Below are 24,606 nucleotides of genomic sequence, written 5' to 3' on the forward strand. Positions count from 1 at the left end.
CCACCCGCGCTCACCGGCGCGGACGATGAGGTAGACCAGCGGGATGAGCGCCGCCGAGGACGCGAGGACGGCGGCGCCCGCAAGGAGCGGACGACCGCCCCGCAGCCGCGTCCGGAGGTCGATGGCGCGCTCCGTCAGATCATGCCGACGCGGGTGAGCAGCTCCTGCGTCTGCTCGAGCCCGTCGAGGTCGCCGAGGTCGATATCCGGTCCGCCGAGCGTGTCCAGCGGCGGCAGCGCGACGGCGTCGGAGGTGACGCCCGGCAGGACCGGGTACTCGCTGGACTCCTCGAGGAAGTAGCGCTGCGCGGGCTCGTCGAGCAGGGCCTCGACTACGCGGCGGGCCTCCTCCGGCTTGTCGGTGGAGGCAAGGATCCCCACGCCGGCCACGTTGACCAGCGCCCCCGGGTCGCCCGGGGCGAGGTACTTGACCTGCGCCCGCATGTTCTCGGGGCCCTTTTCCTGCGCCGCGTTGTACCAGTAGTAGTGGTTGGTCAGGCCCAGCTCGACGGCCCCGCTGTCGGTGGCCTCGAGGAGCGCCCCGTTGTTGTCGTAGGACTGGGGCTCGTTTGCCAGGAAGTCGCGCAGCCACTGCTCGGCGGCCTCGTCGCCCCGGTCGACCCGCAGGGCGGTGACGAAGGACTGGAAGGACGCGTTGGTGGGCGCGTAGCCGACCTTGCCCCGCCACTCGGGTGCGGTGAGGGCATCGATGGTGTCGGGCACCTCCGCCTCGTCGAGCGCCTCGCCGTCGTAGACCAGGACCCGGGACCGCAGGCTGGTCGCGACCCAGGTCCCGTCGGCGGCGCGGTACTCGGCGGGCACCGCGTCGTCCGCGGCCACGTCGAGCTTCGCGAGGAGCCCGCCCTTGGAGAGCGCGCCCAGGGCGCCGGCGTCCTGCGAGAGGAAGAGATCTGCGGGGCTCGCCTCCCCCTCCTCGGCGAGCTGCGCGGCCATCTCGGGGGTGCTGGCGTACCGCACCTCGAGGTCGATCCCCGTGGATTCCCCGATCTGCTCGAACAGCGGCCCGACGAGGTTCTCGCTGCGGCCCGAGTAGACGACCAGCGCATCGGACTCGGACCCGGTCGTGCAGGCGGTCAGGCCGAGCACCAGCGAGCCGACGGCGGCCAGCGCGGCGAGGCGGCGACGCATCATCACGGAACTCCCTCACTGTCATGGTCCCGACCTATCGGAACCACAGGTGAGCGTAGCCTAAACTAAGACCCCCGCACCGCCGTGACCGGGTGACCCGTGGCCGTCAGTCGAGGTCGTCGTGCCGCATGAGGTGGCGCGCGGCCTCGGTGATCGACCCGGTCATCGACGGGTAGACGGAGAACGACCCGGCGAGGTCGCCCACGGTGAGCTGGTTCCGCACCGCCACGGAGATCGGGAGGATGAGCTCGGAGGCGGTGGGGGCCACGACGACGCCGCCGATCACCACGCCGGAGGCCGGGCGGCAGAACAGCTTGACGAAGCCGCGGCGCAGGCTGCGCATCTTGGCCCGCGGGTTGCCGGCGAGCGGGAACACCTCGACGCGGGCGGGCACCTCGCCGCTCTCGATCTGGGCGTGGGAGATGCCGACGGTGGCGATCTCGGGGCGGGTGAACACCGCGGAGGCCACGGTCCGCAGCTTGATGGGGCTCACGCCTTCGCCGAGCGCGTGGTACATGGCGATCCGGCCCTGCATGGCGGCGACGGAGGCCAGCGGGAACAGATCCGTGCAGTCGCCGGCCGCGTACACGCCGGCGGCGGTGGTGCGGGAGACGCGGTCCACCTTGATGTGACCGCTGGACTGGAGATCGATGCCCGCCCCCTCCAGGCCGAGACCCTCGGTGTTGGGCACCGAGCCGACGCACATGAGCGCGTGCGAGCCCTTGACGGTGCGGCCGTCGCCGAGGCGGACCATGATCCCGTCCTCGTGGTGGACCACCTCGTCGGCTCGGGCGTGCTTGACCAGCGAGACACCGCGCTCGCTGAGCGCCTCCTCGAGCACGAGGGCCGCGTCGGCGTCCTCGTGCGGCAGCACGCGGTCGCGGCTGGAGACCATGGTGACCTTGACGCCCATCTCGGTGAACGCCGAGACGAACTCGGCGCCGGTGACGCCGGAGCCGATCACCACGAGGTGCGCGGGCAGCTCGGTGAGGTCGTAGAGCTGCCGCCAGTCGAGGATCCGTTCGCCGTCCGGCACGGCGCCGGGCAGGACGCGCGGGCTCGAGCCGGTGGCCATGAGCACGACGTCGGCGTCGAGGATCTTCTCCTGCCCGCTGTCGAGGGTCACGTGGACCTTGTGCACGGCCATGCCCGGCTTGGAGTCGTGCAGCCGGCCGCGGCCGGACAGCAGACGCACGCCCTCGCGCTGCAGTTGTGAGCGGATGTCCGCCGACTGTGCGCGGGCGAGGGACTTGACGCGACCGTTGACCTGGGTGAGCCGGTAGGTGCTGGGGTCGAAGGACGCCTCGACGCCCATCTCCTCGGCACGCCGCATGTCGGTGCGCACGCCGGTGGTGGCGATGAACGCCTTGGACGGCACGCAGTCGTGCAGGACGCAGTTGCCGCCGATGCCGTCGGAGTCCACCACCGTGACGTCCGCCCCGTATTGGGCGGCCACCAGGGCGGCCTCGTATCCGGCGGGACCGCCACCGATGATCACGATGCGCTGCGTCAACTCGTCCTCCACGACTCGAAGGGGGGCATCCGGGATGCGGGATGTCCGGCCGCCGGATCCTCGGGGTGGGAGGACTGCGGCGCGTCCGCAGGTCCACGGTAGTCGACCCGGCGCCGGCGGGCCGGGGGAAGTCGCCCCGCGCCGCCCCCTCGCCCACCTTCGGCCACCCCGCGCCGCATGCCGTCGGGCGCCGGTGTCCACGGCGGGGAGCGGCTAGAGTCGGTCCCGTGCCTCTCTACGCCGCGTACGGGACCAACATGCATCCCGAACAGATGAGCACCCGCGCCCCGCACTCGCCGTTCGCGGGGACCGGGTGGCTGCAGGGCTGGCGGCTCACCTTTGCCGGCGACGACCCCACGTGGGAGGGCGCGGTCGCCACCGTCGTCGAGGACCCCGACGCCAGCGTCTTCGTGGTGCTCTACGACGTGCCCGACGAGGACGTGCGCGCGATGGACCGCTGGGAGGGCACCGACCTCATCCCCGCGCGCAAGATCCGGGTCCGCGTCACCCGCCGCCCCACCGTGCCGCCGGGCCCGCCGGTCGGCGCCCAGGAGTCGGAGTTCGCGGTGGCCGCCGATCCGACGGCGCCGGAGGACACGGTCCTGGTGTGGCTCTACGTGATGGACGCCTTCGAGGGCGGCCTGCCCTCGGCCCGGTACCTGGGCCTGCTCGCCGACGCCGCCGAGTGCGCGGGCGCGCCCGCCCCCTACGTCCGGGCGCTGCGCACGCGCGACTCCCGAAACGTCGGCCCCGGCGCCTGACCGCCGTGGCCGCACTGCTCTCCCCGACCGCCGACGCCGCCGCGGCCGCCGCCCGGATCACCGACGCCTCCGGCCGCGACGGCCACGACGTGGCGCTGGTCCTGGGTTCGGGCTGGTCCGCGGTCGTCGAGGGACTGGCCGACCCCGGCACGGCGGTGACCCTGCCCGTGGCCGACCTGCCCGGCTTCGCCGCCCCGTCCGCGGCCGGCCACCGCGGCACGGTGACGAGCTGCCTCGTCGATGGCGTTCCGCTGCTCGCCGTCTCGGGCCGCACCCACCTCTACGAGGGGCGCGGCCCCGAGCCGGTCGTCCACCCCGCCCACGTCGCGGCCGCCGCCGGCGCCCGGACGCTCGTGCTCACCAACGCCGCCGGCGGGCTGCGCGACAGCCTCGCCGTGGGCGATCTCGTGCTGCTCTCCGACCACCTCAACCTCACCGGTAGGTCCCCGCTCACCGGCGCCGCCTTCGTGGACCTCGTGGACGCCTACTCCCCGCGCCTGCGCGCGGCCGCCGCCGCGGCACTGGTGGAGGCGACGGGCACCCGGCCGTCGGAGGGCGTGTACGCCGCGATGCCCGGCCCCCAGTACGAGACGCCGGCGGAGATCCGGATGCTGCGCGCCCTCGGCGCCGACCTCGTGGGGATGTCGACGGTTCCCGAGGTGATCGCCGCCCGTGGCCTCGGGCTCGGGGTGGTCGCCGTCTCCCTCGTCACCAACCTCGCGGCGGGCGTCACCGGCGAGCCGCTCGACCACGCCGAGGTCCTCGCCGCCGGCGCCGCGGGCGCGGACCGGCTCACCCGCGGCCTCCGCGCGCTCGTCCCCGCGGTGGCGCCGGCCCGAGGGCGGCCGTGACGCTGCAGTTCGGCACCGCGGGCGTCCGCGCCCCGCTCGGCGACGGGCCGGGCCGGATGAACCCCGACACCGTCGCGCTGGTCGCCACGGCCGTCGCCCGGTACCTGCGTGACCGGGAACCCCCGGGGTCGCTCGTCGTGGTGGGCGGCGACGCCCGGCACGGGTCCGCGCGGTTCGTCGAGGTGGTGTGCGCCGTCCTGGCGTCGCACGACCTCGTCGTCGTCACCCCCGGGGTCCCCGTCCCCACGCCGGTCGTCGCGGCCGCGGTCCGGGCCCGGGACGCCGCGGCCGGGCTCGTGGTGACGGCCTCGCACAACCCGGCCACGGACAACGGCATCAAGGTCTACGGCCGCGGAGGCGCCCAGATCGTTCCGCCCACCGACGCGGAGATCGAGCGGCACCTCGTGGCCGCGGCGCACGAGGGGGTCACCGCGCCCGTGGGCGGCGCGGCGGTGACGACGGACCCCGCACTCGTCGACGACTACGTGGCCGCCGTCATCCGCGGGCTGCCCACCGCCGGGCGCCCCCTGCGCGTTGCGCTCACCCCCGTGCACGGCGTCGGCGGCGAGGTGTGCCGCCGCGTGCTCGCCGGGATGGGCATCGACGAGGTCACGCTCGTCCCCGAACAGGCCGAGCCGGACCCGGACTTCCCCACCGTCGCCTCCCCCAACCCGGAGCGTCCCGAGACCACGGGCCGGCTGCTCGCGCTGGCGGAGCGGATCGACGCCGACGTGGCGCTCGCCCTGGATCCCGACGCCGATCGGTGCGCGATGGGCGCGCGGGGGGCCGACGGGCGGTGGCGGATGCTCGACGGCGACGATGCCGGCGCCCTCCTCGCCGACCACCTGCTGAGCACGCCACTGCCCGGCTCCGCGGCGGCCGGCCCCGGCTCCGCGGCGGACGCTCCCGTCGTGGCCTCGACGATCGTCTCCTCGCGCCTGCCGTCACTGCTCGTCCCCGCACGCGGGGGCCGGCACGTCGAGACGCTGACCGGGTTCAAGTGGCTGGTCCGTGCCGGGACGCCGCTGCGCTACGCGTACGAGGAGGCGATCGGCCACTGCGTTCTGCCGGAAGTGGTGGCGGACAAGGACGGGATCTCGACCGCCGGGGCGTGGTGCGCGATGCTCGCCGCCGCCGGTGTCCCCGGATCCGGCGGCGGCCCCGCGTCGGTGCCGGAGCGGCTCGACGCCCTCGCCGCCGAGTTCGGCGCGCACCTGCGGCGCAACGTCCCGCGCCCCCTCGACGGCGGCGTCGATCCGGAGCGGGCCCTGCGGCGGGCCGCCGACCGGCTGGGCGCCGGAGACATGGGCGAGGGCGGCGGCGTCTCGTGGCTGGACGGCACCCCCGGCTTCCGGGTGGACCTCGACGGCGCCCGCGCGGTGGTCCGCCCCTCGGGCACCGAACCGCTGCTCAAGACCTACGTGGAGACGTGGACCGGGCCCGCCCCGACGGCCGACGACCGGGCGGACGCCCGCCGTCGGCTGGACGCGCTGTCCGGGGACCTCGCGGCCGCGCTTCGCTGATCGGCGCCACAGCGGCGCGGCGGCCCGGCGGCCCGGCGACGCGACCCCGGACGCGTCCATACAGGCCGGGCGGACTCAGCGTGGGCCGAAGAGGCGGTCCCCGGCATCTCCGAGGCCGGGGACGATGAAGGCGTCGTCGTCGAGCCGCTCGTCGATCGCGGCGGTGACTAGGGTGGCGGCCAGCCCCGAGGCGCGGGTCGTCTCCACGCCCTCCGGCGCGCACAGCACGCACACCACCACCACGCCGGCGGCGCCGCGCTCGGCGAGCGACCCGAGGGTCGCCACGAGCGAGCCGCCGGTGGCGAGCATCGGGTCGAGCACCACGACGTGGCGGCCGGCCAGGTCGTCGGGCAGGGAGCAGAGGTAGGAGACGGGCAGGTGGCTGTCCTCGTCCCGGGCCAGGCCCACGAACCCGACCTGCGCGCCGGGCAGGAGACGGGTGGCCGGCTCGAGCAGGCCCAGCCCGGCGCGGAGCACGGGCACCACGAGCGGCGTGCCGGCGACGGCGGTGCCCCGCGTGTCCGCGACCGGGGTCCGCACCTCAACCTGCTCGGTGGGGATCGTGCGGAACGCCTCGTAGCAGAGCATCGTGCCGAGGGCGTCCATCGCGGCACGGAAACCGGCGGTGTCCGTGGCGGCGTCGCGCAGCGTTCGCAGGCGGTCAGCGACGAGCGGATGGTCCACGACGAGGATCTCCATGCCCGTCAGGATCGCACACGCTCGTCAAGCCCGGATCGCGTGGAACCGGACGGGCGGCCCTGCACGTCGAACCCTGTGACGGACACGGAAAGGCGCGAAGGGACGGGGCCATGGAAGACGCACTGCCGGCGGGGGCCGGCGCGGGGGCGGATGCGACGGGGACGACCGCCGTCCACCTCGAGGGCCTGCACGACCTGGGCACGGGGCTGGGGACCCTCGCCGATCAGCTGGGGGCCGCGCTGCAGGCCGTGGACACCCTTCCGATCGACGCGGTCTCCCCGGTGCTCGGGCCTGTGGGGGCGGACTTTCTCTCGGCGCTACTCGACGCGACAGCGCGGCACCGCGAGGTACTCACGGACCTCACCCGGGTGACGGGCGCCGCGGCCGACCTCGTGTCGGCGTCGGGACGCCTGTTCGAGGACACGGACGCGGCGACGGCCGCGGGCCTGCCCTCGCCGACTCGCGCGGCGGAGGTGTGAGCCGGTGATCGCCGACGCACTCGCCTACGCAGGCCCCATCCGGCAGATCCTCGACCTGCTCTCGCAGGAAGAGTTCGTCCCCGAACCGGCCCGCGACGTCATGCGGCCGGTCAGCGACGGCCTCGAGATGGCGCAGACCCTCGGGCCGCCGCTCCAGACGCTGGTCACCGAGTCGTGGAACTCCCTGTCCGGGCTGGGCGCCGCCCACTCCGTCGCCGCGATCGGCGAATCCCTCACCGCCCTCGTCGAGTCCGCCGGGGAGATCGCCCGCGTCACGGCCGTCGCCGCGGAGATCGTGGTCCGCGGCACGATCGAGGTCGCAGCGATCGTCCAGTCGTTCCTGACCTCGGCCGCCGCGCTGGGGCCCACCCTGCTCACCCCGCCCGGCCAGGTGGCGCTCCTGGGCCTGGCCACCGAACACCTCACCCGCGGGCTCCAGGTGGCCGAGCGGGTCCAGGCCGAGCTCCGCGGCCCCACCGCGGAGTTGCGCGCCATCGCGGCCGCCATCCCGTCCGCGCCACCGGCGCCGGGAGCGCTCGGCGCCGGTGGCGCGGGCGGCACGATCGACGCGTCCACCGCGGCCTACACGGGCTCAGGCCCGGGGGCCTTCGGTGCCGCCGGCGGGGCGGGCGCGGGCGCGGCGGGCGCGGGCACAGCGGTCGGCGCCGGAGTCGGCGGGGAGGCGGGCGCCGCGGCCTCGTCCGGCGCGCCGCTCGGCGATGCGGATGCCGGCGTGGTGGGCGGGGGTGTCGACGTGGTCCTGCCCGACGGCTCGGTGGCCACCGCCCCCAACGAACAGGCCGCGAACGCGGTCCGCAACGCCCTCTCCCAGCAGGGCGTCCCGTACGTGTGGGGTGGCACCACGCCGGGCCAGGGCCTGGACTGCTCCGGGCTCACGCAGTGGGCGTACCGCGACGCCGGCGTGGAGATCCCGCGCCTGGCGCAGGAGCAGAACGTGGGTGTGCAGGTCCAGCAGGCCGACCTCATGCCCGGTGACCTGGCGGTTTGGGATGGCCACGTGGCCATGTACATCGGTAACGGCCAGCTGGTCGAGGCCGGGGACCCTGTAGCGGTTTCCGGGCTGCGCACCGACAATATCGGGATGAGCTTCTACGGTTTCTACCGCCCGACCGGCTGATGACGCCCCCGACCTGCAGGTTCACCGACCCGGCGACCGGAGTGGTCGCCGAGGTCGGGACCGACGGCGTGCCCGTCGGCCTGGCGCTGCCCGAGCGGCTGCTCGACCGCGCGACCACCGACGTCGCCCACGCCGTCCTGCGCGCACTCACGGCGGCGGCTTCCGACGCGCGCGAACTCCTCGAGCGCCTGGCCGAGGAGGACGGGGACGAGACGGAGCTCGACTCGCAGGAAGGGGAGGCCACGGACCACGGCCGGCACCGCGACGGGGCCGACGCGCGGGCGTGGCCGTGACCGCGGGCGGGCTCGACGTCGAGGCGTTCCTCGACCGCCTCCGTGGCATCGCCGCCGAGTGGGAGTCGGCGCACGACCAGTTGGAGACGCTGCGCGTGGTGGTGACCAGCGGGGACGAGCTGGCGACCGCGACCGCCGACGCCGGCGGCGCCGTCGTGGACCTCACGCTCGCCCCCGGTCTCCGCCGCCACGGGCCCGGCACGGTGTCCGCCGCGATCCTCGAGGCCACGGGCGCCGCCGTCGAGCAGGCCAACGCGCGGCGTGCCGAGCTGGTCTCCGGCTCGGTGGCCTCGGCCGTCGCCGGCCGTCGGGGAGCCGTGGCACCGCCCGACGAGCCGCGGATATGCTGACCGGCATGGCCAAGGACATCGTCCCGATCGAGCTCGGTCTCCCGGAGGGAGACGTCACGACCCTCTGGGCGCCCAGCTGGCGCGAGGACGACGACGACTGGGAGGCGTTCCTCGGACTGGACGAGGACCTCTACGCGTTCGACTCGACCGCCGAGCTCGTGGCGTTCGTCCGCGGCGGCGAGGAGCACGACCTGCAGGACCACCCCTCGTGGGAGGCGTTCGCCGGCTCCGACGTACTGGCCTTCCGCGCCGAGGACGACAACTGCTACGACCTCGTGGGCGTGCTCGAACTCCTCGGCGAGAACCCTGACGAGTCCTCGGTCGACGAGATCGACCAGTCCTTCGCCATCGCCCGCGCCATCGGCGAGGTGTGCGAGCTCGACACCGTCACCCGGTTCTTCAACGGCAACCCCGTGCTCGCCGCCGTCACCCGCGGCATGGACGAGTTCTACGGCCGCGAGGGCCTCAAGCTGTGGAAGTCCATCCGCAAGACGGTCGCCAAGGGCTGGGATGACGTGCTCGACGCCCTCCAGGACGTCATGGACACCCCCGAGGTGGACCGCGCGGAGGTCGAGCGCGCCCGCCGGGACATCGAGACCGCCGAGGCCGCACTTCCCGAGCCGGAGCCCGAGCCCGAGGCCGCGCCCACCGGTTACCCGGAGGGATCCCTGTGGGAGTCGGTCGGGATCGACCCCGTCAAGATCGTCTTCGCCGACCAGGAGTACCTGAGCCTGCGCTGCTACCTCGGTGACCGGCCGGTGTTCCTCGGTGACGGCGACCAGGCATACGTCTTCACCAGCGCCCGCGGCCTCAGCCGCTTCCTCGCGGACAACGACGACGAAACGCTGAGCCGCGTGGCCACGTACGAGCGCATCAAGGTCGCCGCCACCGACGGCAGCCTCGACGTGCACGTAACCGACGAGAACGCCTACGTCCTGGTGGGGCTGGACCGCGACATCGAGGAGGGCCCCTCCGTCGTGGACCGCGAGCAGCTCGGCCTGGCCGTCGAGCTGATCGGCGACCTCGCCAACTATGTGGGCGACCGCGATCTCGAGGCCGCCGTGACCGGCCGCGGCACCGCGCTGCGCCGGTACCTGCACTACGTGCTCAACCCGGACGACGGGAACCTGCTCGAGCCGACCGCACCCTACGACGGCGAGGCCTCCGAGTGGCGCGACCTCGTCACCGACGTGGAGCGGCTCGTCACCACGCCCGATATCGTCTGAGTCCCACCACGCGCCCGTGGCGCGCCCGGTCACCAGCCCCGCAGCCGCCCCAGCACCGCGCCGGCGGGTCCGCGGCCGGGCTCGTCGGCGACCGTGAGCGCGGACCCGAGCTCGTCGACCGCGCCCGCCAGCCGTGCGGCGTCCGAGGCGTGCACGGTGGCGACCGCCTCGCCCGCGCGCACCCGGTCGCCCTCGACGCGCGCGAGCATCACGCCGGCGGCGGCGTCGACGGCCTCGCCGGGGCGCGTGCGGCCGGCGCCGGCGAGCCACGACCCCCGCCCCACCCCGAGCGCGTCCCACCGCAGGACGCCATCTGCGGGGGCGCGGAGCGTCTCGACGTGCGGGGCGACGGGCAGCGGGGCGTCCGGGTCGCCGCCCTGGGCGCGGATCATGGCCCGGTAGGAGTCCATGGCGCGGCCGTCCGCCAGGCGCGGGCGTGGGTCGTCGATGATGCCCACCGCCCGCAACGCCTCCTCTGCGAGCGCACAGGTCAGGTCGATCATGTCGGCGGGCCCGCCGCCGGCGAGAATCTCGACGCACTCGGCCACCTCGAGGGCGTTGCCGACGGCCCGTCCGAGCGGGGTGTGCATGGCGGTGACGAGCGCGCCGCAGCGCAGCCCGGCGTCGGTGCCGATCCCCACCATCGCGCGGGCGAGCTCCTCCGCGTCGTAGCGGTCGGTCATGAACGCGCCCGACCCGCATTTGACGTCCAGCACCAGGGCGCCGGTGCCCTCGGCGATCTTCTTGCTCATGATCGACGAGGCGATGAGCGGGATCGACGGCACCGTGCCCGTCACGTCTCTCAGGGCGTAGAGGGCGCGGTCGGCGGGGGCGAGGTCGCCGCCTGCAGCGCAGATCACCGCGCCGGTCTCCCGGAGGATCCGGCGCATCCCGTCGGCGTCGAGGTCGGCGCGCCAGCCGGGGATCGCCTCGAGCTTGTCCAGGGTGCCGCCGGTGTGGCCGAGGCCCCGCCCGGACACCTGCGGCACCGCGACGTTCCACGTGGCCAGGAGCGGGGTGAGCACGAGCGTCACCGCGTCGCCGACGCCGCCGGTCGAGTGCTTGTCCACGGTGGGCACGAGACGGCCCCCGCGCTCGAGACCCGCGAGGTCCAGCCGGGTTCCCGACGCCACCATCGCGGCCGTCCACCGGGCGAGCTCCCGGCCGGACAGGCCGCGGAAGTACACCGCCATCGCCAGCGCCGCCATCTGTTCGGGCGGCACGATCCCGCGGGTGTAGGCGTCGATGATCCAGTCGACCTCGTCGTCGTCGAGCTCCCGCCCGTCCCTCTTGGCCTCGATGATCCTCACCGCGTCCAGGCGCCGCGACCCCGTGCTCACGCCAGGTCCCCCGGGCCGAAGGCGTCCGGCAGCAGCGCGCCGAGCGGCACCGGGCCCCGCGCGGTGTGGACGACGAGGTCCGGGCCGCCGTGTTCGTGGAGGAGCTGCCGGCAGCGCCCGCACGGTGCGAGGGGCTCACCGGAGTCGGTGACGACGACGAGCTCGAGCAGCCTTCCGCCCCCCGTGCGGTACAGGTCCGAGACGAGCGAACACTCCGCACAGAGGGTGAGGCCGTAGGAGGCGTTCTCGACGTTGCATCCCGTCACCAGACGAGGCTCCCCCCCACCCGCCGGGGCCGCGAGCGCCGCGGCGCCCACCCCCAGTCGCGAGTAGGGGCAGTACGCGTGCGCGGCGGCCCGGAGCGCCTCCACGCGCAACCGCTCGCCGGCGCCGGAGCGCTGGGCAGCGGTTTCGTCACCCGACCCCATGTTCTACTCCCCGGTAACTTGATTAAGGGTCCCCTAACTGCAAAAACCCCCCAGGCACACGTTACCCACCCTCCTTCTCATCAGCGCGCTCTCAGGTCTAGAGTCCTAGGTGGCGCCCGCCGTGCCTTCCGGCCGGTGCGGGCGCCGACGGCATCACGCCCAGACGATTCGGAGGCACGACAAGCCCATGAGCAGTACCGCGCAGGCGCCGGCGCGTCCGGCCCCCACCAAGAAGACCAGCGTCTACAAGGGCGACCCGGGGATGTGGGCGTGGGTCGCGCACCGGATCTCGGGCGTCGCGATCTTCTTCTTCCTCCTGGTGCACGTGCTCGACACGGCTCTCGTCACCGTGAGCCCGGAGACGTACAACTCTGTGATCGACACGTACAAGAACCCGATCGTCGGGCTCATGGAGATCGGCCTCGTTGCGCTCGTACTGTTCCACGCGCTCAACGGTCTGCGGATCGTCGCCATCGACTTCTGGTCGAAGGGCGCCCGGTACCAGCGCCAGATGCTCTGGGCCGTCTGCGCGATCTGGGTCGTGGTCTTCGCCGCGGCCGCCGCCCGCCTCCTCTTCCTCGTCTTCCAGCACATCTAAGGAGAACTGATCACCATGGCAGACGCACCCGTTCTCCAGACGTCCCACGACCGCCCCGCCTCGCTCGCCCAGCCGCGCTCACCGCGCCTGCGCTCGGGCAGCAACTTCGAGCGCACCGCGTGGATCTTCATGCGTGTCTCGGGCGTGGCACTCGTCCTGCTCACCCTGGGCCACCTCACCGTGGGCCTCATGATCGACGAGGGTGTCCACCGCATCGACTGGGACTACGTCGCCGACCGCTGGCAGAGCCCCTTCTGGGCCACCTGGGACATCCTCATGCTCTGGCTGGCCATGCTCCACGGCGCCAACGGCGTCCGGACGGTCATCTCCGACTACGCCCGCAAGGACTCCACCCGGACCTGGCTGCACGGCATCCTGCTGGTCGCCACCGTCCTCATCCTTGCCCTCGGCACCTACGCCCTCTTCGGGCTGGCCTACCACATCCCCACGGCCAACGCCTAGGAGTGACGGCCCCGTCGTCGTCCTCCCCAGAAAGCGAGCAGAGAAACTCCTATGACTGATCGTCCGGTACACAACCACCAGTACGAGGTCGTCATCGTCGGCGCCGGCGGCGCCGGCATGCGGGCCGCCATCGAGTCGGGCCCGCGCGTCCGTACTGCCGTCCTCACCAAGCTCTACCCCACCCGCTCCCACACCGGCGCGGCGCAGGGCGGCATGTGCGCCGCCCTCGCCAACGTCGAGGAGGACAACTGGGAGTGGCACACCTTCGACACGGTCAAGGGCGGCGACTACCTCGTCGACCAGGACGCCGCGGAGATCATGGCCAAGGAGGCCATCACCGCCGTCATCGACCTGGAGAACATGGGCCTTCCGTTCAACCGGACGCCCGAGGGCAAGATCGACCAGCGCCGCTTCGGCGGGCACACGCGTGACCACGGCAAGGCGCCCGTCCGCCGCGCCTGCTACGCCGCCGACCGCACCGGCCACATGATCCTGCAGACGCTCTACCAGAACTGCGTCAAGCACGACGTCGAGTTCTTCAACGAGTTCTACGTCCTCGACGTCTGCCTCACCGAGACGCCCGAGGGCCCCGTGGCCTCCGGCTGCGTGGCGTACGAGCTCGCCACCGGCGACCTCCACGTCTTCCACTCCAAGGCCGTCGTCTTTGCCACCGGCGGCTCGGGCCGCATGTACAAGACCACCTCCAACGCCCACACCCTCACCGGTGACGGCATGGCCGTGGTCTTCCGCAAGGGCCTGCCGCTCGAGGACATGGAGTTCCACCAGTTCCACCCGACCGGTCTGGCCGGTCTGGGCATCCTCATCTCCGAGGCCGTCCGCGGCGAGGGCGGCATCCTCCGCAACGCCGACGGCGAGCGGTTCATGGAGAAGTACGCCCCCACCATCAAGGACCTCGCGCCGCGCGACATCGTCGCCCGCTCGATGGTGCTCGAGGTGCGCGAGGGCCGCGGCGCCGGCCCCGACAAGGACTACGTCTACATCGACGTGACCCACCTCGGCGAGGACGTGCTCGAGGAGAAGCTGCCGGACATCACCGAGTTCTCCCGCACCTACCTCGGCGTGGACCCGGTCACCGAACTGGTGCCCGTGTTCCCGACCTGCCACTACGTCATGGGCGGTATCCCGACCAACGTAGACGGCGAGGTGCTGCGCACCAACGACGACATCGTGCCCGGCCTCTACGCCGCCGGCGAGTGCGCCTGCGTGTCGGTCCACGGCTCCAACCGCCTCGGTACCAACTCGCTGCTCGACATCAACGTGTTCGGCCGCCGCTCCGGCATCGCCGCCGCGCAGTACGCGAGCACCCACGACTTCGTGGAACTCCCTGAGGACCCCGAAAAGATGGTGCGCGAGTGGGTGGAGAGCATGCTCTCCGACCGCGGCCACGAGAACGCCGCCGACATCCGCGCCGAGATGCAGGCCATGATGGACGACAAGGCGTCGGTGTACCGCACCGAGCAGTCGCTCACCGAGGCCCGCGACGAGCTGCGCGCCCTCAAGGAGCGCTACGCCCACGTCACCGTGAGCGACAAGGGCCGCCGCTTCAACACCGAGCTGCTCGAGGCCATCGAGCTGGGCTTCCTCCTCGAACTCGCCGAGGTGACGGTCGTCTGCGCGCTCAACCGCAAGGAGTCGCGCGGCGGTCACGCCCGCGAGGACTTCCCGGACCGCGACGACGCCGAGTACATGAAGCACACGATGGCGTACAAGGAGAGCGGCCTCGACCTGCTCTCCGAGATCCGGCTGGACTGGAAGCCGGTTGTCCAGACCCGCTACGAGCCGATGGAGCGTAAGTACTGATGAGTTCCGCAGTCGACACCACCAAGGCCACGGACGGCAAGGGCGGGCGTCCCGTCCCCCCCGGCTCGACCATGGTCACCCTGAAGATCGCCCGGTTCAACCCGGAGGATCCCGACTCGGCGGGCTGGAAGGAGTACGAGGTCCCGGCCCTGCCGTCGGACCGTCTGCTCAACCTGCTGATGTACGTCAAGAACTACATCGACGGCTCGCTGGCGTTCCGTCGGTCGTGCGCGCACGGCATCTGCGGCTCCGACGCGATGCTCATCAACGGCGTCAACCGCCTCGCGTGCAAGGTCCTCATGAAGGACCTGCTCCCCAAGGACGGCAAGTCCATCACCATCACGATCGCGCCGATCCGCGGACTGCCGGTGGAGAAGGACCTCTACGTCGACATGGAGCCGTTCTTCAAGGCGTACCGAGACGTCAAGCCGTACCTCATCACGTCCGGCAACCTGCCCTCGAACGAGCACATCCAGTCGCAGACCGACCGTGCCCGCTTCGACGACACCACCAAGTGCATCCTCTGCGCCTGCTGCACCACGTCGTGCCCGGTGTTCTGGGCGGATGGGTCGTACTTCGGCCCCGCCGCGATCGTCAACGCGCACCGTTTCATCTTCGACTCGCGTGACGAGGGCGCCGCCGAGCGCCTGGAGATCCTCAACGACGTCGAGGGCGTGTGGCGCTGCCGCACCACCTTCAACTGCACGGACTCCTGCCCGCGCGGCATCCAGGTCACGCAGGCGATCCAGGAGGTCAAGCGCGCCCTGCTGTTCGCGCGCTGATCTCCGGTTGACGCCGCCGAGCGGGGCCGCACCTTCCTCCCCGGAGGGTGCGGCCCCGCTCAGCCGTGTCAGCGTGCCGCGCACGGCCGACCGGAGCACCGCCGTAGACTGCGGAGCCGTGATCAGTTCCCGCCGACGACTCGCGCGCCGCGCCATCGGGCTCGCGACGGCCGCGCTCATCGGCGTGGCCGCCACGCCGTTGGCCGCCGGCCCCGCGTCGGGTGCCGAGCCGGAACTCACCCCACGCACGGAACCGCCTCCGCCGGCGGTGTTGCCGTCGACGACGTCGGCCGAGTACTTCGACACTCCCCGCGATCTCGACGGGTGCCCGTACCGGACCGCCCCGCCGGCGCCGGTGGACGAGTCGGAGGTGCCGAAGCCCGGGCAGAAGGCGCCCACTCCTCCCCCGGTTCCCGAGACCCCGGCGGGGGGCGCCGACCTGGCCGGCTGCGAGGTGGCCGCGACAGACGGCTTCGAGGTGCCCCGCGACGTCACGGCGAGCGCGTGGATCGTCTCGGACCTGGACTCGGGCGAGGTGGTGGCGGCGAAGGACGCGCACGGCCGCTACCGCCCGGCGAGCCTGATCAAGACGCTGCTCGCGTCGGTGGTGCTCGACCGGATGGACCCTGACGAGATCATCACCGTCACCGACGCCGACCTCGAGGGCTCCGAGGGAAGCCTGGTGGGCGTGGGCCCGGGCGGGAAGTACTCGATCGACCGCCTGCTGCACGGGCTCCTCATGGCATCGGGCAACGACGCCGCGGCGGTGCTCGCCAACCGCATGGGCGGCCTCGAGGAGACGGCCGAGGCGATGAACGCCTACGCCGCGGATCTCGGCTGCGCCGACACGTACGTCGCCACGGTGAGCGGCCTCGACGGTCCGGGCATGATGACCTCCGCGTACGACATGGCGCTGATCTTCCGCGACGCCATGACGCGGCCGGAGTTCGCGCGGATCGTCGCCACTCCGATGTGGGGTTTCCCCGGCTACCCGGCGGGCGAGGGCGCGGGGCCGCCGGATCCGGCGAACGCCCCGCCGTACGCCGGCCCCACGACGCTCCCCGACGGCACCCTGGTCAACCCCGGGTTCGTCGTGGGTAACGACAACCAGTTGCTGCACAACTACGAGGGCGCGATCGGCGGCAAGACCGGCTTCACGGACGACGCCCGCCACACGTTCATCGGCGCGGCCGAGCGCGACGGTCGCCGCCTGGCCGCGGTGCTGCTCGACGGGACGCGCGTGCCGAAGGCTCCGTGGGAGCAGGCGGGACTGCTGCTCGACGCGGCGTTCGGGGCCGGCGACTCGGAGCCCGTGGCCCGGCTCGTGGACGGCCCCGCCACGACGACCGACACCACCGAGCAGCTGGCCACCGGGCCGGGCGGGGTGTCCGCACAGGGAGAGTCCGCGCTGGCCGACGGCCCGCTCCTCGACCGGGTGGCCCCGTGGCTGGCCGTAGGGGCGGCGGGGCTGGTGGTGGTGGCCGGCGGCGTCCTGGGGGCCCGTTCGCGCCGCTAGCCGGCGCCCGCCCCCGCGAGGATCACACGAAGCCTGCGGCTCGACTCGTCGGTGGCCGCCCGGGCGTCGCGCCCCGAGGCCACGTCGAGGGCAAGCCGGAGGAGATCGACGACGACGAGGTCGGCCGCCACGTCGACGGCGTCGCCGCTCGCCCCGGAGAGCGCCTCGAGCCGCCCGAGGGTGATCCCGACGCGGCGGCGGGCGGTGTCCACGGCGTCCGAGAGTGTCGCGTGGTCGGGGTGCGCGGTGGCGACGAGCCCGCGCGCGAGGACGGTCCAGGTCTGCGGTGCGGCGGTGGCCGCGTCGGCGACGAGGGGCGGCCAGTCGGCGGCCGGGGCCGCCGCTGGGGCGCCGACGAGCGCGTCCACGAGCCGGGCCAGTTCGGCGGCCGAGCCCGCGGCGAGTTCGGTGGCCAGGGCGTCGAGCGAGTCGAAGTGGCGGTAGAAGGCCGTGGGGACGATCCCGGCTTCGCGTGCGATCTCGCGGACCACGAGCCCGGCGAAGCCGCGCGCCGCCACCGCCTCGCGGCCGGCGGCCACGATGAGTGAACGTGTGTGCCGCTTCTGCTCGGCCCGACTTCCCGCTGATGTCACACTCTGTACCGTAGACGATTCTCGCTATATGTGCACGTCGAGACGCGGAAACGCCCTCAGCGCCGCGCCCGGCGGAAATTCGCTCTGGCCATTTGAGAGAACATCTGTACACTCAAACTCGTCCGGTGGCCCCGGACGGACGCGCCGCCCGGGCGAGCCACCCGGGCGAGCCGCACGCCGTAGCGGAGGGCCACGCCGACCCACACTCCTCACGGAGGTCCACCATGACCGCACCGTCCCTGAGCAGCCTCTTCTCGCGAGGTCTCACCCGAACCCTGCTCACCCCGCACGCCCCCGAGCACTACGCGCGCTCGCTCGGCGTGACCCTGCCCGACGACCCGACCGGCGCCACCGTTGTGGCCGTCGACCGGCCCGTCACCGACGTCACCGTCCTCACCCTGCGCCTGCCCGCGGGGGTCGAGCGCCCCGCCCCGGGTGGCGCGCTCGGGATCGGCGTGGTGATCGACGGCGTGGTCCATCGCCGTCACTACTCCCCCGTCGACTCCGCGGCCCGGGCCGACGGGCTGGCCACGATCGCCGTGCGCCGACACCCCGGCGGCGCGGTCTCGGAGTTCCTGTGGCGCTCCGCCGCCCCCGGGATGCGCCTGCTCCTGGGCGCGACGGTCGGCGAGATCGCACTGCCGGACGCGCGGCCGGCGGACGTCCTGCTCGTCAGCGGCGGCAGCGGGATCACCCCGATGCTCGCGATCGCCTCGACGCTCGCCGGCGAGGGCCACTGCGGGCCCGGCGGGCCCGGCCGCGTCGCCTGGATCCACTACGCCCGTAGCGTCGCCGACGTCCCCTTCTCGGACCGCCTGCGTGAGCTCGCGCCGGCCGGCGTGGCGCTGCGCATGATCGGAACCGCCGAGGAGGGTCACCTCACCCGCGAGCACCTCGAGCAGGTGGCGCCCTGGCACGCCGGGGCACAGATCTACCTGTGCGGACCGGAAGGCCTCGCCGTCGGGCTCGAGTCGGTCCTCGGCGCCGAGCGCTACGCCGACGTGCACCGCGAGCGGTTCTCCGCCGGCACCGGCCCCGTTCCGGACGGCGACGGCGGCACCGTCACCCACCTGACCAGCGGCGTGACCGCGCACAACGCGGGCACCACTCTCCTCGAGGGAGCCGAGGCCGCCGGCCTGTCCCCCGCCCACGGCTGCCGGATGGGTATCTGCCACACCTGCACCGCCGTCCGTGTCTCCGGCGCCACGCGCGACCTGCGCACCGGCGAGGTCGACGCCGAACCCGGCTGCCGCGTCCAGATCTGCGTCTCCGCGCCCGTCGGCGACGTCGAGATCGAAATCTGACCCTGCCCACTAGACCCGTCAAGGAGTCCATCATGACCCTCATCCGGAACCTCCCCACCACCCGCACCGACACGCCCGCCGCCACCCGCGAGCCGGTGGTCCTGTCCGCCGAGTCCGTCGAGGCGATCGGCCGCGAGCTCGACGCGATCCGCGACCGCGTCGTGGCCGGCCTCGGCACCGCCGACCGCGACTACATCCTCGGCGTCGTGCGTACCCAGCGCCGGCTCGAGCTGGCCGGCCGGGCCCTGATGTTCGTGGGCTTCCTGCCTCCCGCGTGGATCGCCGGAACCGCCGCGCTGAGCGTGTCCAAGATCCTCGACAACATGGAGATCGGCCACAACGTCATGCACGGCCAGTACGACTGGATGCGCGACGACATGCTGCACTCGTCGAGCTTCGAGTGGGACAACGTGTGCCCGTCCGACCAGTGGCGGCACTCGCACAACTACATGCACCACACGTACACCAACATCCTCGACATGGACCGGGACATCGGCTACGGCATCCTGCGAATGGAGTACGAGCAACCGTGGAACCCGCTGCGCCTGGGCAACCCGCTGTACGCGTTCGCATTGATGATGTTGTTCGAGTGGGGCGTCATGCTGCACGACCTCGAATACGAGAACGTACTCAAGGGCAAGCGCAAGTGGTCCGATGTCAAGGGTCTCGTGGCCGGCTGGTGGCACAAGGTCCGCCGCCAGGTGACCAAGGACTACATCGTGCACCCGGCGCTCACCGGGCCGCTGTTCCCGCTGACCTTCGCCGGCAATCTCACCGCTAACCTGGTCCGAAACGTCTGGGCGTTCTCGGTGATCTTCTGCGGTCACTTCCCTTCCGGCGCGCAGGTCTTCACGCAAGAGGAGACCGCCGAGGAGACCCGCGGCGAGTGGTACGTGCGGCAGATGCTCGGCTCGGCCAATATCTCCGGCGGCCCGCTCATGCACCTGGCCACCGGCAACCTCTCGCACCAGATCGAGCACCACCTGTTCCCCGACCTGCCCGCGCACCGGTACCCGGAGATCGCCGAGGAGGTGCGCGACATCTGCGAGCGCTACGGGCTGCCGTACACGACCGGCCCGCTGTGGAAGCAGGTCGCGTCGGTGTGGGTCAAGATGTTCCGCCTCGCGCTGCCGCTGCCGCCCACGGAGGACGACGCCCCGGCGATGATCATCGAACGGCACCGGGAGACCGCGGCCGCCTGAGCCGGGTACCGTCTGAACCGACGGTTCCGAAGGGGGAAGTCATGAGCGAGTTCGAGCGCCGCAAGGACCAGATCCAGGAGGGCGTGCAGTCCGGCGCCGCGCTGGTCGGGCGCGTCGCGGTGATCATCACCGACGCGATCGGCGCCATCGCCCGCGAGGTCGGCGACTTCGTGAGCGACGGCATCGAGATGCAGGAGGCCGCTCGGGCGGCGAAGCGCGACCAGTCCGTGACGAGCGGGGAGTCCGTCGGCGACGGCGCCCTTCCCGAGCCCGACTGCGGACCGGAGGGCCACTCGGACGCCCGCTGATGGCAGGATCTGTCCCCGTGACGATCATCGCCGCCGCAGACGGATCCGCCCTCGGTAACCCCGGCCCCGCCGGCTGGGCCTGGTACATCGACGCCGAGCGCTGGCGCTGCGGCGGCTGGTCGCGGGGCACCAACAACCAGGGCGAGCTCACCGCCGTGCTCGACCTGCTGCGCCAGACCGCGCACTCGGACGAGCCGCTGCACGTGCTGTGCGACTCTCAGTACGTGATCAACTCGATCACCAAATGGATGCCGGGCTGGAAGCGCAAGGGCTGGAAGAAGCGCGACGGCAAACCCGTGCTCAACGTGGAGATCATGAAGGCCCTCGACGAGGCGATGCGCGGCCGCAGCGTCACCTTCGAGTGGGTCAAGGGCCACGCCGGCCACGAGCTCAACGAGAAGGCCGACGCCCTGGCCAACGGCGCCGCCCAGGCGCATGCCTCGAAGGGCGCCCCGCGGCCCGGCCCCGGCTTCCCCGGCGCGACGGCCGTGGGTGCGGGCGAGGACCCGGCCGCTCCCCCGACCGCCGACGGCTCGGCGCGCTCCGCGGCGGCTCCCCCCGCCGCGGAGCCGGATCTGTTCTCGATGGACGACGACGAGGTCCGCGACTTCGGCCCGCCGGGCGACTCCCCGCGCGCCGACGGGGCGTCCGTGGACCTCGTCATCGACCTCGAGCGTTCCCTGCTCACCGACGCCGTCCGCACCGACCGCGCGGCGCTCGAGTCCCTCCTGCACCCGGAGTGGCGCCACGTCTGCGCGCGCGGTGAGGTGTGGTCGCGGGACGACCGGCTCGCGGCGGTTGGAGATGCGGCCCCGGAGAAGGCCGGCTTCGAGCTGATCGAGGCCCGCGAACTCACCACGGACGTGGTGCTGCTGGTGTGGCGCGAGACCGGCGCCGACGGAACGATCCTGCGCAGCTCCGTGTGGGTCCGCTCGGGCGGGGACTGGCGGCAGACGTTCCAGCAGGGCACCCGCGAGGCCTGACCTGCCCGGAACGCCGGAAGCCCTGTCCGACCCGCGCGGACGCCCTATGGTGAACGAATCGCCATACTCCAATGTCCAGGGGGTCCGATGATGATCGAGTCCAGCACATGAGGGGTGGTCGCACACGTGCTGCACTCGCCGCCCTGGCAGTGCTACCGCTGCCCCTGACCGCCTGCTCGGCCGACGCCGATCCCGGCGACGAGGACGCCGGCGACGCGCCGCAGGAGTCCGCCTCCGCCCTGCCGCGGGGCGAGGGTGATCCGTGCGAACCGAAGTGGACCGACACGTCTTATCGCAACGCCTGTGAGACCGTCGGCTGGGTGGATCTCGACGGCGACGGCACCGCCGAACCCATCGCCCTCAGCGCCGAGGGCGGACCGGAGCTGCGGATCTCCACCGTGGTCGACGGCGAATGGATCGAGGGACGACTGCAGACGCAGCCAAGGGGAAACTTCCCACTAGGACCGCGAGCCGGGGCCCTCGACGAGGTGCTGCACGCAGCGTTCTACGGCGCCTACAACCTGGCCGGCGACGGCTCACCGATGCTGGTCGTGTGGTCACACGAGTCGGACCGCCACAGCGAGTTCCGGGTGTTCCATTTCACCGGGACGAACCTCGTCCCCGTCGCCAGCCCCACCGAGGGGATGTACAACGGCGGGAACAACTGGGCGCACCACCACTACATCGACCATCCCAGCCTCCGCTGTACCGGCGATCCGGAGGCCGGACTGGAGAGCTTCCATCTGAACACAGGCGAGGACGAGATCCACGTGACCAGGTTCGCCTTCACCGCCGGCCCGCCGATGTTCGATCACGTCGGCGACACCTCACGGGAGCCCTACACCCCCCAGCCGACGAACGAGGTAGCCGAGCCGGGGCGCTCAGCCCCGACGGGGCGCGGTGAAGCCGACGGTCTCGTAGACCTGCGAGAGCACGGGCCCGGCCACGGCGCGGGCGCGCTCGGCGCCGTCGGCGAGGATGCGTTCGAGCTCGGCGCGGTCGGACATGAACTCGTCGAAGCGGCCCCTTAGCGGGGTGACGAACGCCTCGAGCGCGTCGGCGGTGTCGGTCTTGAGCGCCCCGTACTGCGCGCCGGCGGCCTGGTAGTCGGCCACGATGTCGGCGACCGGACGGCCGGTGAACGCCGACTGGATGACGAGCAGGTTGGACACGCCGGGCTTCATCTCGCGGTCGTAGCGGATGTCGCCGCCGGAGTCGGTGACGGCGCTACGGATGCGCTTGGCGGAGACCTTGGGGTCGTCGAGGAGGTTGACGATCCCCTTGGGGTTCTGGCCCGACTTGCTCATCTTGGCCGTGGGATCCTGCAGGTCGTAGATCTTGGCCGAGCCCTCGAGGATCTTGCCCTCGGGCACCACGAAGGTCTTCTTGTAGCGCGAGTTGAACCGCATCGCGAGGTCTCGGGTCAGCTCGAGGTGCTGGCGCTGGTCCTCGCCCACGGGCACGAGGTGCGGGCGGTAGAGCAGGATGTCGGCGGCCATGAGGACCGGGTAGGTGAACAGGCCGACGGTCGTGTTGTCCGTACCCTGCCTGGACGACTTGTCCTTGAACTGGGTCATCCGCGCGGCCTCGCCGTAACCGGTGAGGCAGCCCAGCACCCACGCCAGCTCGGCGTGCTCGGGCACGTGCGACTGTACGAAGAGCACCGACCGCTGCGGGTCCACGCCCAGCGCGAGCAACTGCGCGCAGCCGCGGAAGACGCGCTCGCGCAGCTCCTTGGGGTCCTGCTGGACGGTGATCGCGTGCAGGTCGGGGATGAAGTAGTAGGCGTCGTACTCCTCCTGCAGCTCCACCCACTGCCGCACCGCGCCCAGGTAGTTACCGAGGTGGTAAGAGTCTGCGGTGGGCTGGATACCGGACAGAACGCGCTGGCGCTTCGACTCTGCCGGGGTGATCTTCGCGGAGGTCTCGGGCATGACCATCATCATGTCACGCACCCGGAACCGCACCTCCGTGAGCACCATGCTGTGGTGGGCTGGCCTCGTGAACGTCCGGAACACGTGCAGCCCTCAGTCCTCAAGGTCATTCCGCTCGACACGTCTGCACCGAACCGAGTTCGCGCTCACCTCAGGGTGCCGCCGGCGCTGTGGAGTGACGACTCGCGCCGTCCACCCGATCCCCGAAAGTCACCATCCCGGTCACGGGTATGGACCCTCTCACTCGTAGGTCACGACCACTGGCGCATGGTCCGACCAGCGCTGATCATAGGCGCCCGCACGGTCCACCCGGTCGGCCACCGCGCGGTCGACCAGGCCGTCGGTCACCACGTGGTAGTCGATGCGCCAGCCCGCGTCGTTGTCGAAGGCCTTCCCGCGCTGCGACCACCACGAGTAGGGCCCCACCTCGTCGGGGCGACGATGCCGCACGATGTCGGTCCACCCCGACCCGTCCGCGAAGACCCCTGACATCCACTCCCGCTCGTGCGGTAGGAAACCGGAGGTCTTGTGATTGCCCTTGTGGTTCTTCAGATCCTCTTCGCGATGCGCGATGTTCCAGTCCCCGCACACCACCATCTCGTGACCGTCCCTCGCCGCGACTGCCTCGGCCCGCAGGTCGAGGAACCGCCGGAAGGTCACCAGGAAACGCTCCTTCTCGTCCTGCTTCGGCGTACCCGCCGAACCGGACGGCAGGTACAGACTGGCGATGGTCACCGTCTCGCCGGACGCGGGACCGTCGAACTCGGCCTCGATGTACCGGCCGGAGGCGGCGAACTCGTCGTCGTCATGCCCGATCCGAACCTCTCGCGGCTCGGCGCGCGACAACAACGCCACCCCCGCCCGACCCTTGAACTCCGAGTCCGCGATCACCAGGTTCCACCCGTCCGCCAACGCAGGCTCGAGCGCCTTGCGCGCCTGCTCCTCCGTGGCACGCACCTCCTGCATCGCCACCACGTCCACCCCCGACGAATCCAACCAGGGCAACAGGCCCCGATTGAGCTCATGGCGCTCGCGAACCGCGGCGCGGATGCCGTTGACGTTGACCGAAGCAATGGTGAGACTCACGCCGACCAGGGTAGCCAGCCGCCCCATCCGATGATTGACTCCATCCATTGCCATGACATTCCCGCCGACAGCCCGATGGCGGCGGGGCCGCACGCGTCCTGGTCTCCGTATGGGCGGGCCTCGTCGTCACCTCCCTCCTCTCCCCACCCTGCCCGCCGCCGGCGCGCAATCCCTCGGCGGATCCGCAGCGAGCGTCGAGGGCTCACCCCGACCGCCTCAACACGGTGGCGTAGGTCGGCCTGGCACCGACACTCTCCCACGGCGGTCG

Annotated in this window: 25 protein-coding genes; 17 read left to right on the plus strand and 8 right to left on the minus strand. The window is 72.4% G+C overall.

Features of this window, described 5'->3' with window-relative positions:
- Positions 1 to 134: 134 nt before the first annotated feature.
- Both ACH0BZ_RS10490 and ACH0BZ_RS10495 read right to left on the minus strand, forming a co-directional pair.
- Positions 135 to 1,151 carry an iron ABC transporter substrate-binding protein gene (locus tag ACH0BZ_RS10490; protein WP_406898223.1) on the minus strand — a complete coding sequence of 339 codons (1,017 nt, stop codon included), beginning with the start codon at positions 1,149 to 1,151 and terminating at the stop codon, positions 135 to 137.
- Between the two features lie 103 nt (positions 1,152 to 1,254).
- The gene (locus ACH0BZ_RS10495) at positions 1,255 to 2,661 is read right to left on the minus strand and encodes an NAD(P)H-quinone dehydrogenase (RefSeq protein WP_406898314.1); all 1,407 of its coding nucleotides are present in this window, start codon (positions 2,659 to 2,661) and stop codon (positions 1,255 to 1,257) included.
- A 227-nt stretch (positions 2,662 to 2,888) separates the two neighbouring features.
- On the opposite strand from ACH0BZ_RS10495, the gene ACH0BZ_RS10500 reads away from it, so the two are divergent.
- From ACH0BZ_RS10500 to ACH0BZ_RS10510, 3 genes are read left to right on the plus strand one after another with little or no spacing between them, the layout of a single operon-like run.
- Positions 2,889 to 3,422, plus strand: coding sequence for a gamma-glutamylcyclotransferase family protein (locus ACH0BZ_RS10500; RefSeq protein WP_406898224.1), 534 nt, complete (start codon positions 2,889 to 2,891; stop codon positions 3,420 to 3,422).
- Positions 3,419 to 4,273: a purine-nucleoside phosphorylase gene (locus ACH0BZ_RS10505; RefSeq protein WP_406898315.1), complete on the plus strand. Its 855-nt coding sequence runs from the start codon at positions 3,419 to 3,421 to the stop codon at positions 4,271 to 4,273. The genes ACH0BZ_RS10500 and ACH0BZ_RS10505 overlap by 4 nt, the downstream gene beginning before the upstream one ends.
- Positions 4,270 to 5,796 (plus strand): phospho-sugar mutase, encoded by a 1,527-nt coding sequence (locus ACH0BZ_RS10510; protein ID WP_406898225.1) that lies wholly within the window; start codon positions 4,270 to 4,272, stop codon positions 5,794 to 5,796. The genes ACH0BZ_RS10505 and ACH0BZ_RS10510 overlap by 4 nt, the downstream gene beginning before the upstream one ends.
- Before the next feature lie 75 nt (positions 5,797 to 5,871).
- On the opposite strand, the gene upp is transcribed toward ACH0BZ_RS10510, so the two are convergent.
- Positions 5,872 to 6,495, minus strand: coding sequence for a uracil phosphoribosyltransferase (gene upp, locus ACH0BZ_RS10515; RefSeq protein ID WP_406898227.1), 624 nt, complete (start codon positions 6,493 to 6,495; stop codon positions 5,872 to 5,874).
- A 110-nt stretch (positions 6,496 to 6,605) separates the two neighbouring features.
- On the opposite strand from upp, the gene ACH0BZ_RS10520 reads away from it, so the two are divergent.
- From ACH0BZ_RS10520 to ACH0BZ_RS10540, 5 genes are read left to right on the plus strand one after another with little or no spacing between them, the layout of a single operon-like run.
- Positions 6,606 to 6,974 (plus strand): type VII secretion target, encoded by a 369-nt coding sequence (locus tag ACH0BZ_RS10520; RefSeq protein ID WP_406898228.1) that lies wholly within the window; start codon positions 6,606 to 6,608, stop codon positions 6,972 to 6,974.
- A 4-nt stretch (positions 6,975 to 6,978) separates the two neighbouring features.
- Entirely contained in the window at positions 6,979 to 8,112 is a 1,134-nt protein-coding gene (locus ACH0BZ_RS10525) for a C40 family peptidase (protein WP_406898229.1), read from the plus strand.
- A complete protein-coding gene (locus ACH0BZ_RS10530) occupies positions 8,112 to 8,405 on the plus strand; it encodes a hypothetical protein (protein ID WP_406898231.1) in 294 nt (97 codons plus the stop codon). The genes ACH0BZ_RS10525 and ACH0BZ_RS10530 overlap by 1 nt, the downstream gene beginning before the upstream one ends.
- Positions 8,396 to 8,755: a YbaB/EbfC family nucleoid-associated protein gene (locus ACH0BZ_RS10535; RefSeq protein ID WP_406898232.1), complete on the plus strand. Its 360-nt coding sequence runs from the start codon at positions 8,396 to 8,398 to the stop codon at positions 8,753 to 8,755. The genes ACH0BZ_RS10530 and ACH0BZ_RS10535 overlap by 10 nt, the downstream gene beginning before the upstream one ends.
- Before the next feature lie 5 nt (positions 8,756 to 8,760).
- A complete protein-coding gene (locus ACH0BZ_RS10540) occupies positions 8,761 to 9,981 on the plus strand; it encodes a primosomal protein (protein ID WP_406898233.1) in 1,221 nt (406 codons plus the stop codon).
- A 29-nt stretch (positions 9,982 to 10,010) separates the two neighbouring features.
- On the opposite strand, the gene ACH0BZ_RS10545 is transcribed toward ACH0BZ_RS10540, so the two are convergent.
- Positions 10,011 to 11,321 carry a thymidine phosphorylase gene (locus ACH0BZ_RS10545; protein ID WP_406898234.1) on the minus strand — a complete coding sequence of 437 codons (1,311 nt, stop codon included), beginning with the start codon at positions 11,319 to 11,321 and terminating at the stop codon, positions 10,011 to 10,013.
- Entirely contained in the window at positions 11,318 to 11,749 is a 432-nt protein-coding gene (locus ACH0BZ_RS10550) for a cytidine deaminase (RefSeq protein WP_406898235.1), read from the minus strand. Before ACH0BZ_RS10550 ends, ACH0BZ_RS10545 begins: the two co-directional genes overlap by 4 nt.
- 187 nt (positions 11,750 to 11,936) lie before the next feature.
- On the opposite strand from ACH0BZ_RS10550, the gene sdhC reads away from it, so the two are divergent.
- From sdhC to ACH0BZ_RS10575, 5 genes are all read left to right on the plus strand, one after another.
- Positions 11,937 to 12,347: a succinate dehydrogenase, cytochrome b556 subunit gene (sdhC, locus tag ACH0BZ_RS10555; RefSeq protein WP_406898236.1), complete on the plus strand. Its 411-nt coding sequence runs from the start codon at positions 11,937 to 11,939 to the stop codon at positions 12,345 to 12,347.
- A 15-nt stretch (positions 12,348 to 12,362) separates the two neighbouring features.
- Positions 12,363 to 12,809: a succinate dehydrogenase hydrophobic membrane anchor subunit gene (locus ACH0BZ_RS10560; protein ID WP_406898237.1), complete on the plus strand. Its 447-nt coding sequence runs from the start codon at positions 12,363 to 12,365 to the stop codon at positions 12,807 to 12,809.
- Positions 12,810 to 12,860: 51 nt separating this feature from the next.
- Positions 12,861 to 14,630 carry a succinate dehydrogenase flavoprotein subunit gene (sdhA, locus tag ACH0BZ_RS10565; RefSeq protein WP_406898238.1) on the plus strand — a complete coding sequence of 590 codons (1,770 nt, stop codon included), beginning with the start codon at positions 12,861 to 12,863 and terminating at the stop codon, positions 14,628 to 14,630.
- On the plus strand, positions 14,630 to 15,412 hold the full coding sequence (locus tag ACH0BZ_RS10570) for a succinate dehydrogenase iron-sulfur subunit (RefSeq protein WP_406898239.1): 783 nt from the start codon (positions 14,630 to 14,632) through the stop codon (positions 15,410 to 15,412). Before sdhA ends, ACH0BZ_RS10570 begins: the two co-directional genes overlap by 1 nt.
- A gap of 118 nt (positions 15,413 to 15,530) precedes the next feature.
- The gene (locus tag ACH0BZ_RS10575; RefSeq protein WP_406898240.1) at positions 15,531 to 16,928 is read left to right on the plus strand and encodes a D-alanyl-D-alanine carboxypeptidase family protein; all 1,398 of its coding nucleotides are present in this window, start codon (positions 15,531 to 15,533) and stop codon (positions 16,926 to 16,928) included.
- Here the strand turns inward: ACH0BZ_RS10575 and ACH0BZ_RS10580 are convergent.
- Positions 16,925 to 17,521, minus strand: a complete 597-nt coding sequence (locus ACH0BZ_RS10580; protein ID WP_406898241.1) for a TetR family transcriptional regulator — start codon at positions 17,519 to 17,521, stop codon at positions 16,925 to 16,927. The genes ACH0BZ_RS10575 and ACH0BZ_RS10580 overlap by 4 nt on opposite strands.
- 224 nt (positions 17,522 to 17,745) lie before the next feature.
- Between ACH0BZ_RS10580 and ACH0BZ_RS10585 the strand changes: the two genes are divergently transcribed.
- Genes ACH0BZ_RS10585 through ACH0BZ_RS10600 form a run of 4 tightly spaced genes read left to right on the plus strand, consistent with a single transcriptional unit; the run spans position 17,746 to position 21,318 of the window.
- Positions 17,746 to 18,825 (plus strand): flavin reductase family protein, encoded by a 1,080-nt coding sequence (locus ACH0BZ_RS10585; RefSeq protein ID WP_406898242.1) that lies wholly within the window; start codon positions 17,746 to 17,748, stop codon positions 18,823 to 18,825.
- Between the two features lie 32 nt (positions 18,826 to 18,857).
- Positions 18,858 to 20,027, plus strand: coding sequence for a fatty acid desaturase family protein (locus tag ACH0BZ_RS10590; RefSeq protein WP_406898244.1), 1,170 nt, complete (start codon positions 18,858 to 18,860; stop codon positions 20,025 to 20,027).
- 41 nt (positions 20,028 to 20,068) lie between these two features.
- A complete protein-coding gene (locus tag ACH0BZ_RS10595; RefSeq protein WP_406898245.1) occupies positions 20,069 to 20,335 on the plus strand; it encodes a hypothetical protein in 267 nt (88 codons plus the stop codon).
- Between the two features lie 17 nt (positions 20,336 to 20,352).
- Entirely contained in the window at positions 20,353 to 21,318 is a 966-nt protein-coding gene (locus ACH0BZ_RS10600; protein ID WP_406898246.1) for an RNase H family protein, read from the plus strand.
- Positions 21,319 to 22,199: 881 nt separating this feature from the next.
- Here the strand turns inward: ACH0BZ_RS10600 and trpS are convergent.
- Together trpS and ACH0BZ_RS10610 are read right to left on the minus strand one after the other, a co-directional pair.
- The gene (trpS, locus tag ACH0BZ_RS10605; protein WP_406898316.1) at positions 22,200 to 23,264 is read right to left on the minus strand and encodes a tryptophan--tRNA ligase; all 1,065 of its coding nucleotides are present in this window, start codon (positions 23,262 to 23,264) and stop codon (positions 22,200 to 22,202) included.
- A gap of 228 nt (positions 23,265 to 23,492) precedes the next feature.
- Positions 23,493 to 24,365 (minus strand): exodeoxyribonuclease III, encoded by an 873-nt coding sequence (locus tag ACH0BZ_RS10610; RefSeq protein WP_406898317.1) that lies wholly within the window; start codon positions 24,363 to 24,365, stop codon positions 23,493 to 23,495.
- Between the last annotated feature and the right edge of the window lie 241 nt (positions 24,366 to 24,606).

It is taken from the genome of Dietzia sp. 179-F 9C3 NHS, from assembly GCF_045369825.1.
Classification (GTDB): Bacteria; Actinomycetota; Actinomycetes; order Mycobacteriales; family Mycobacteriaceae; genus Dietzia.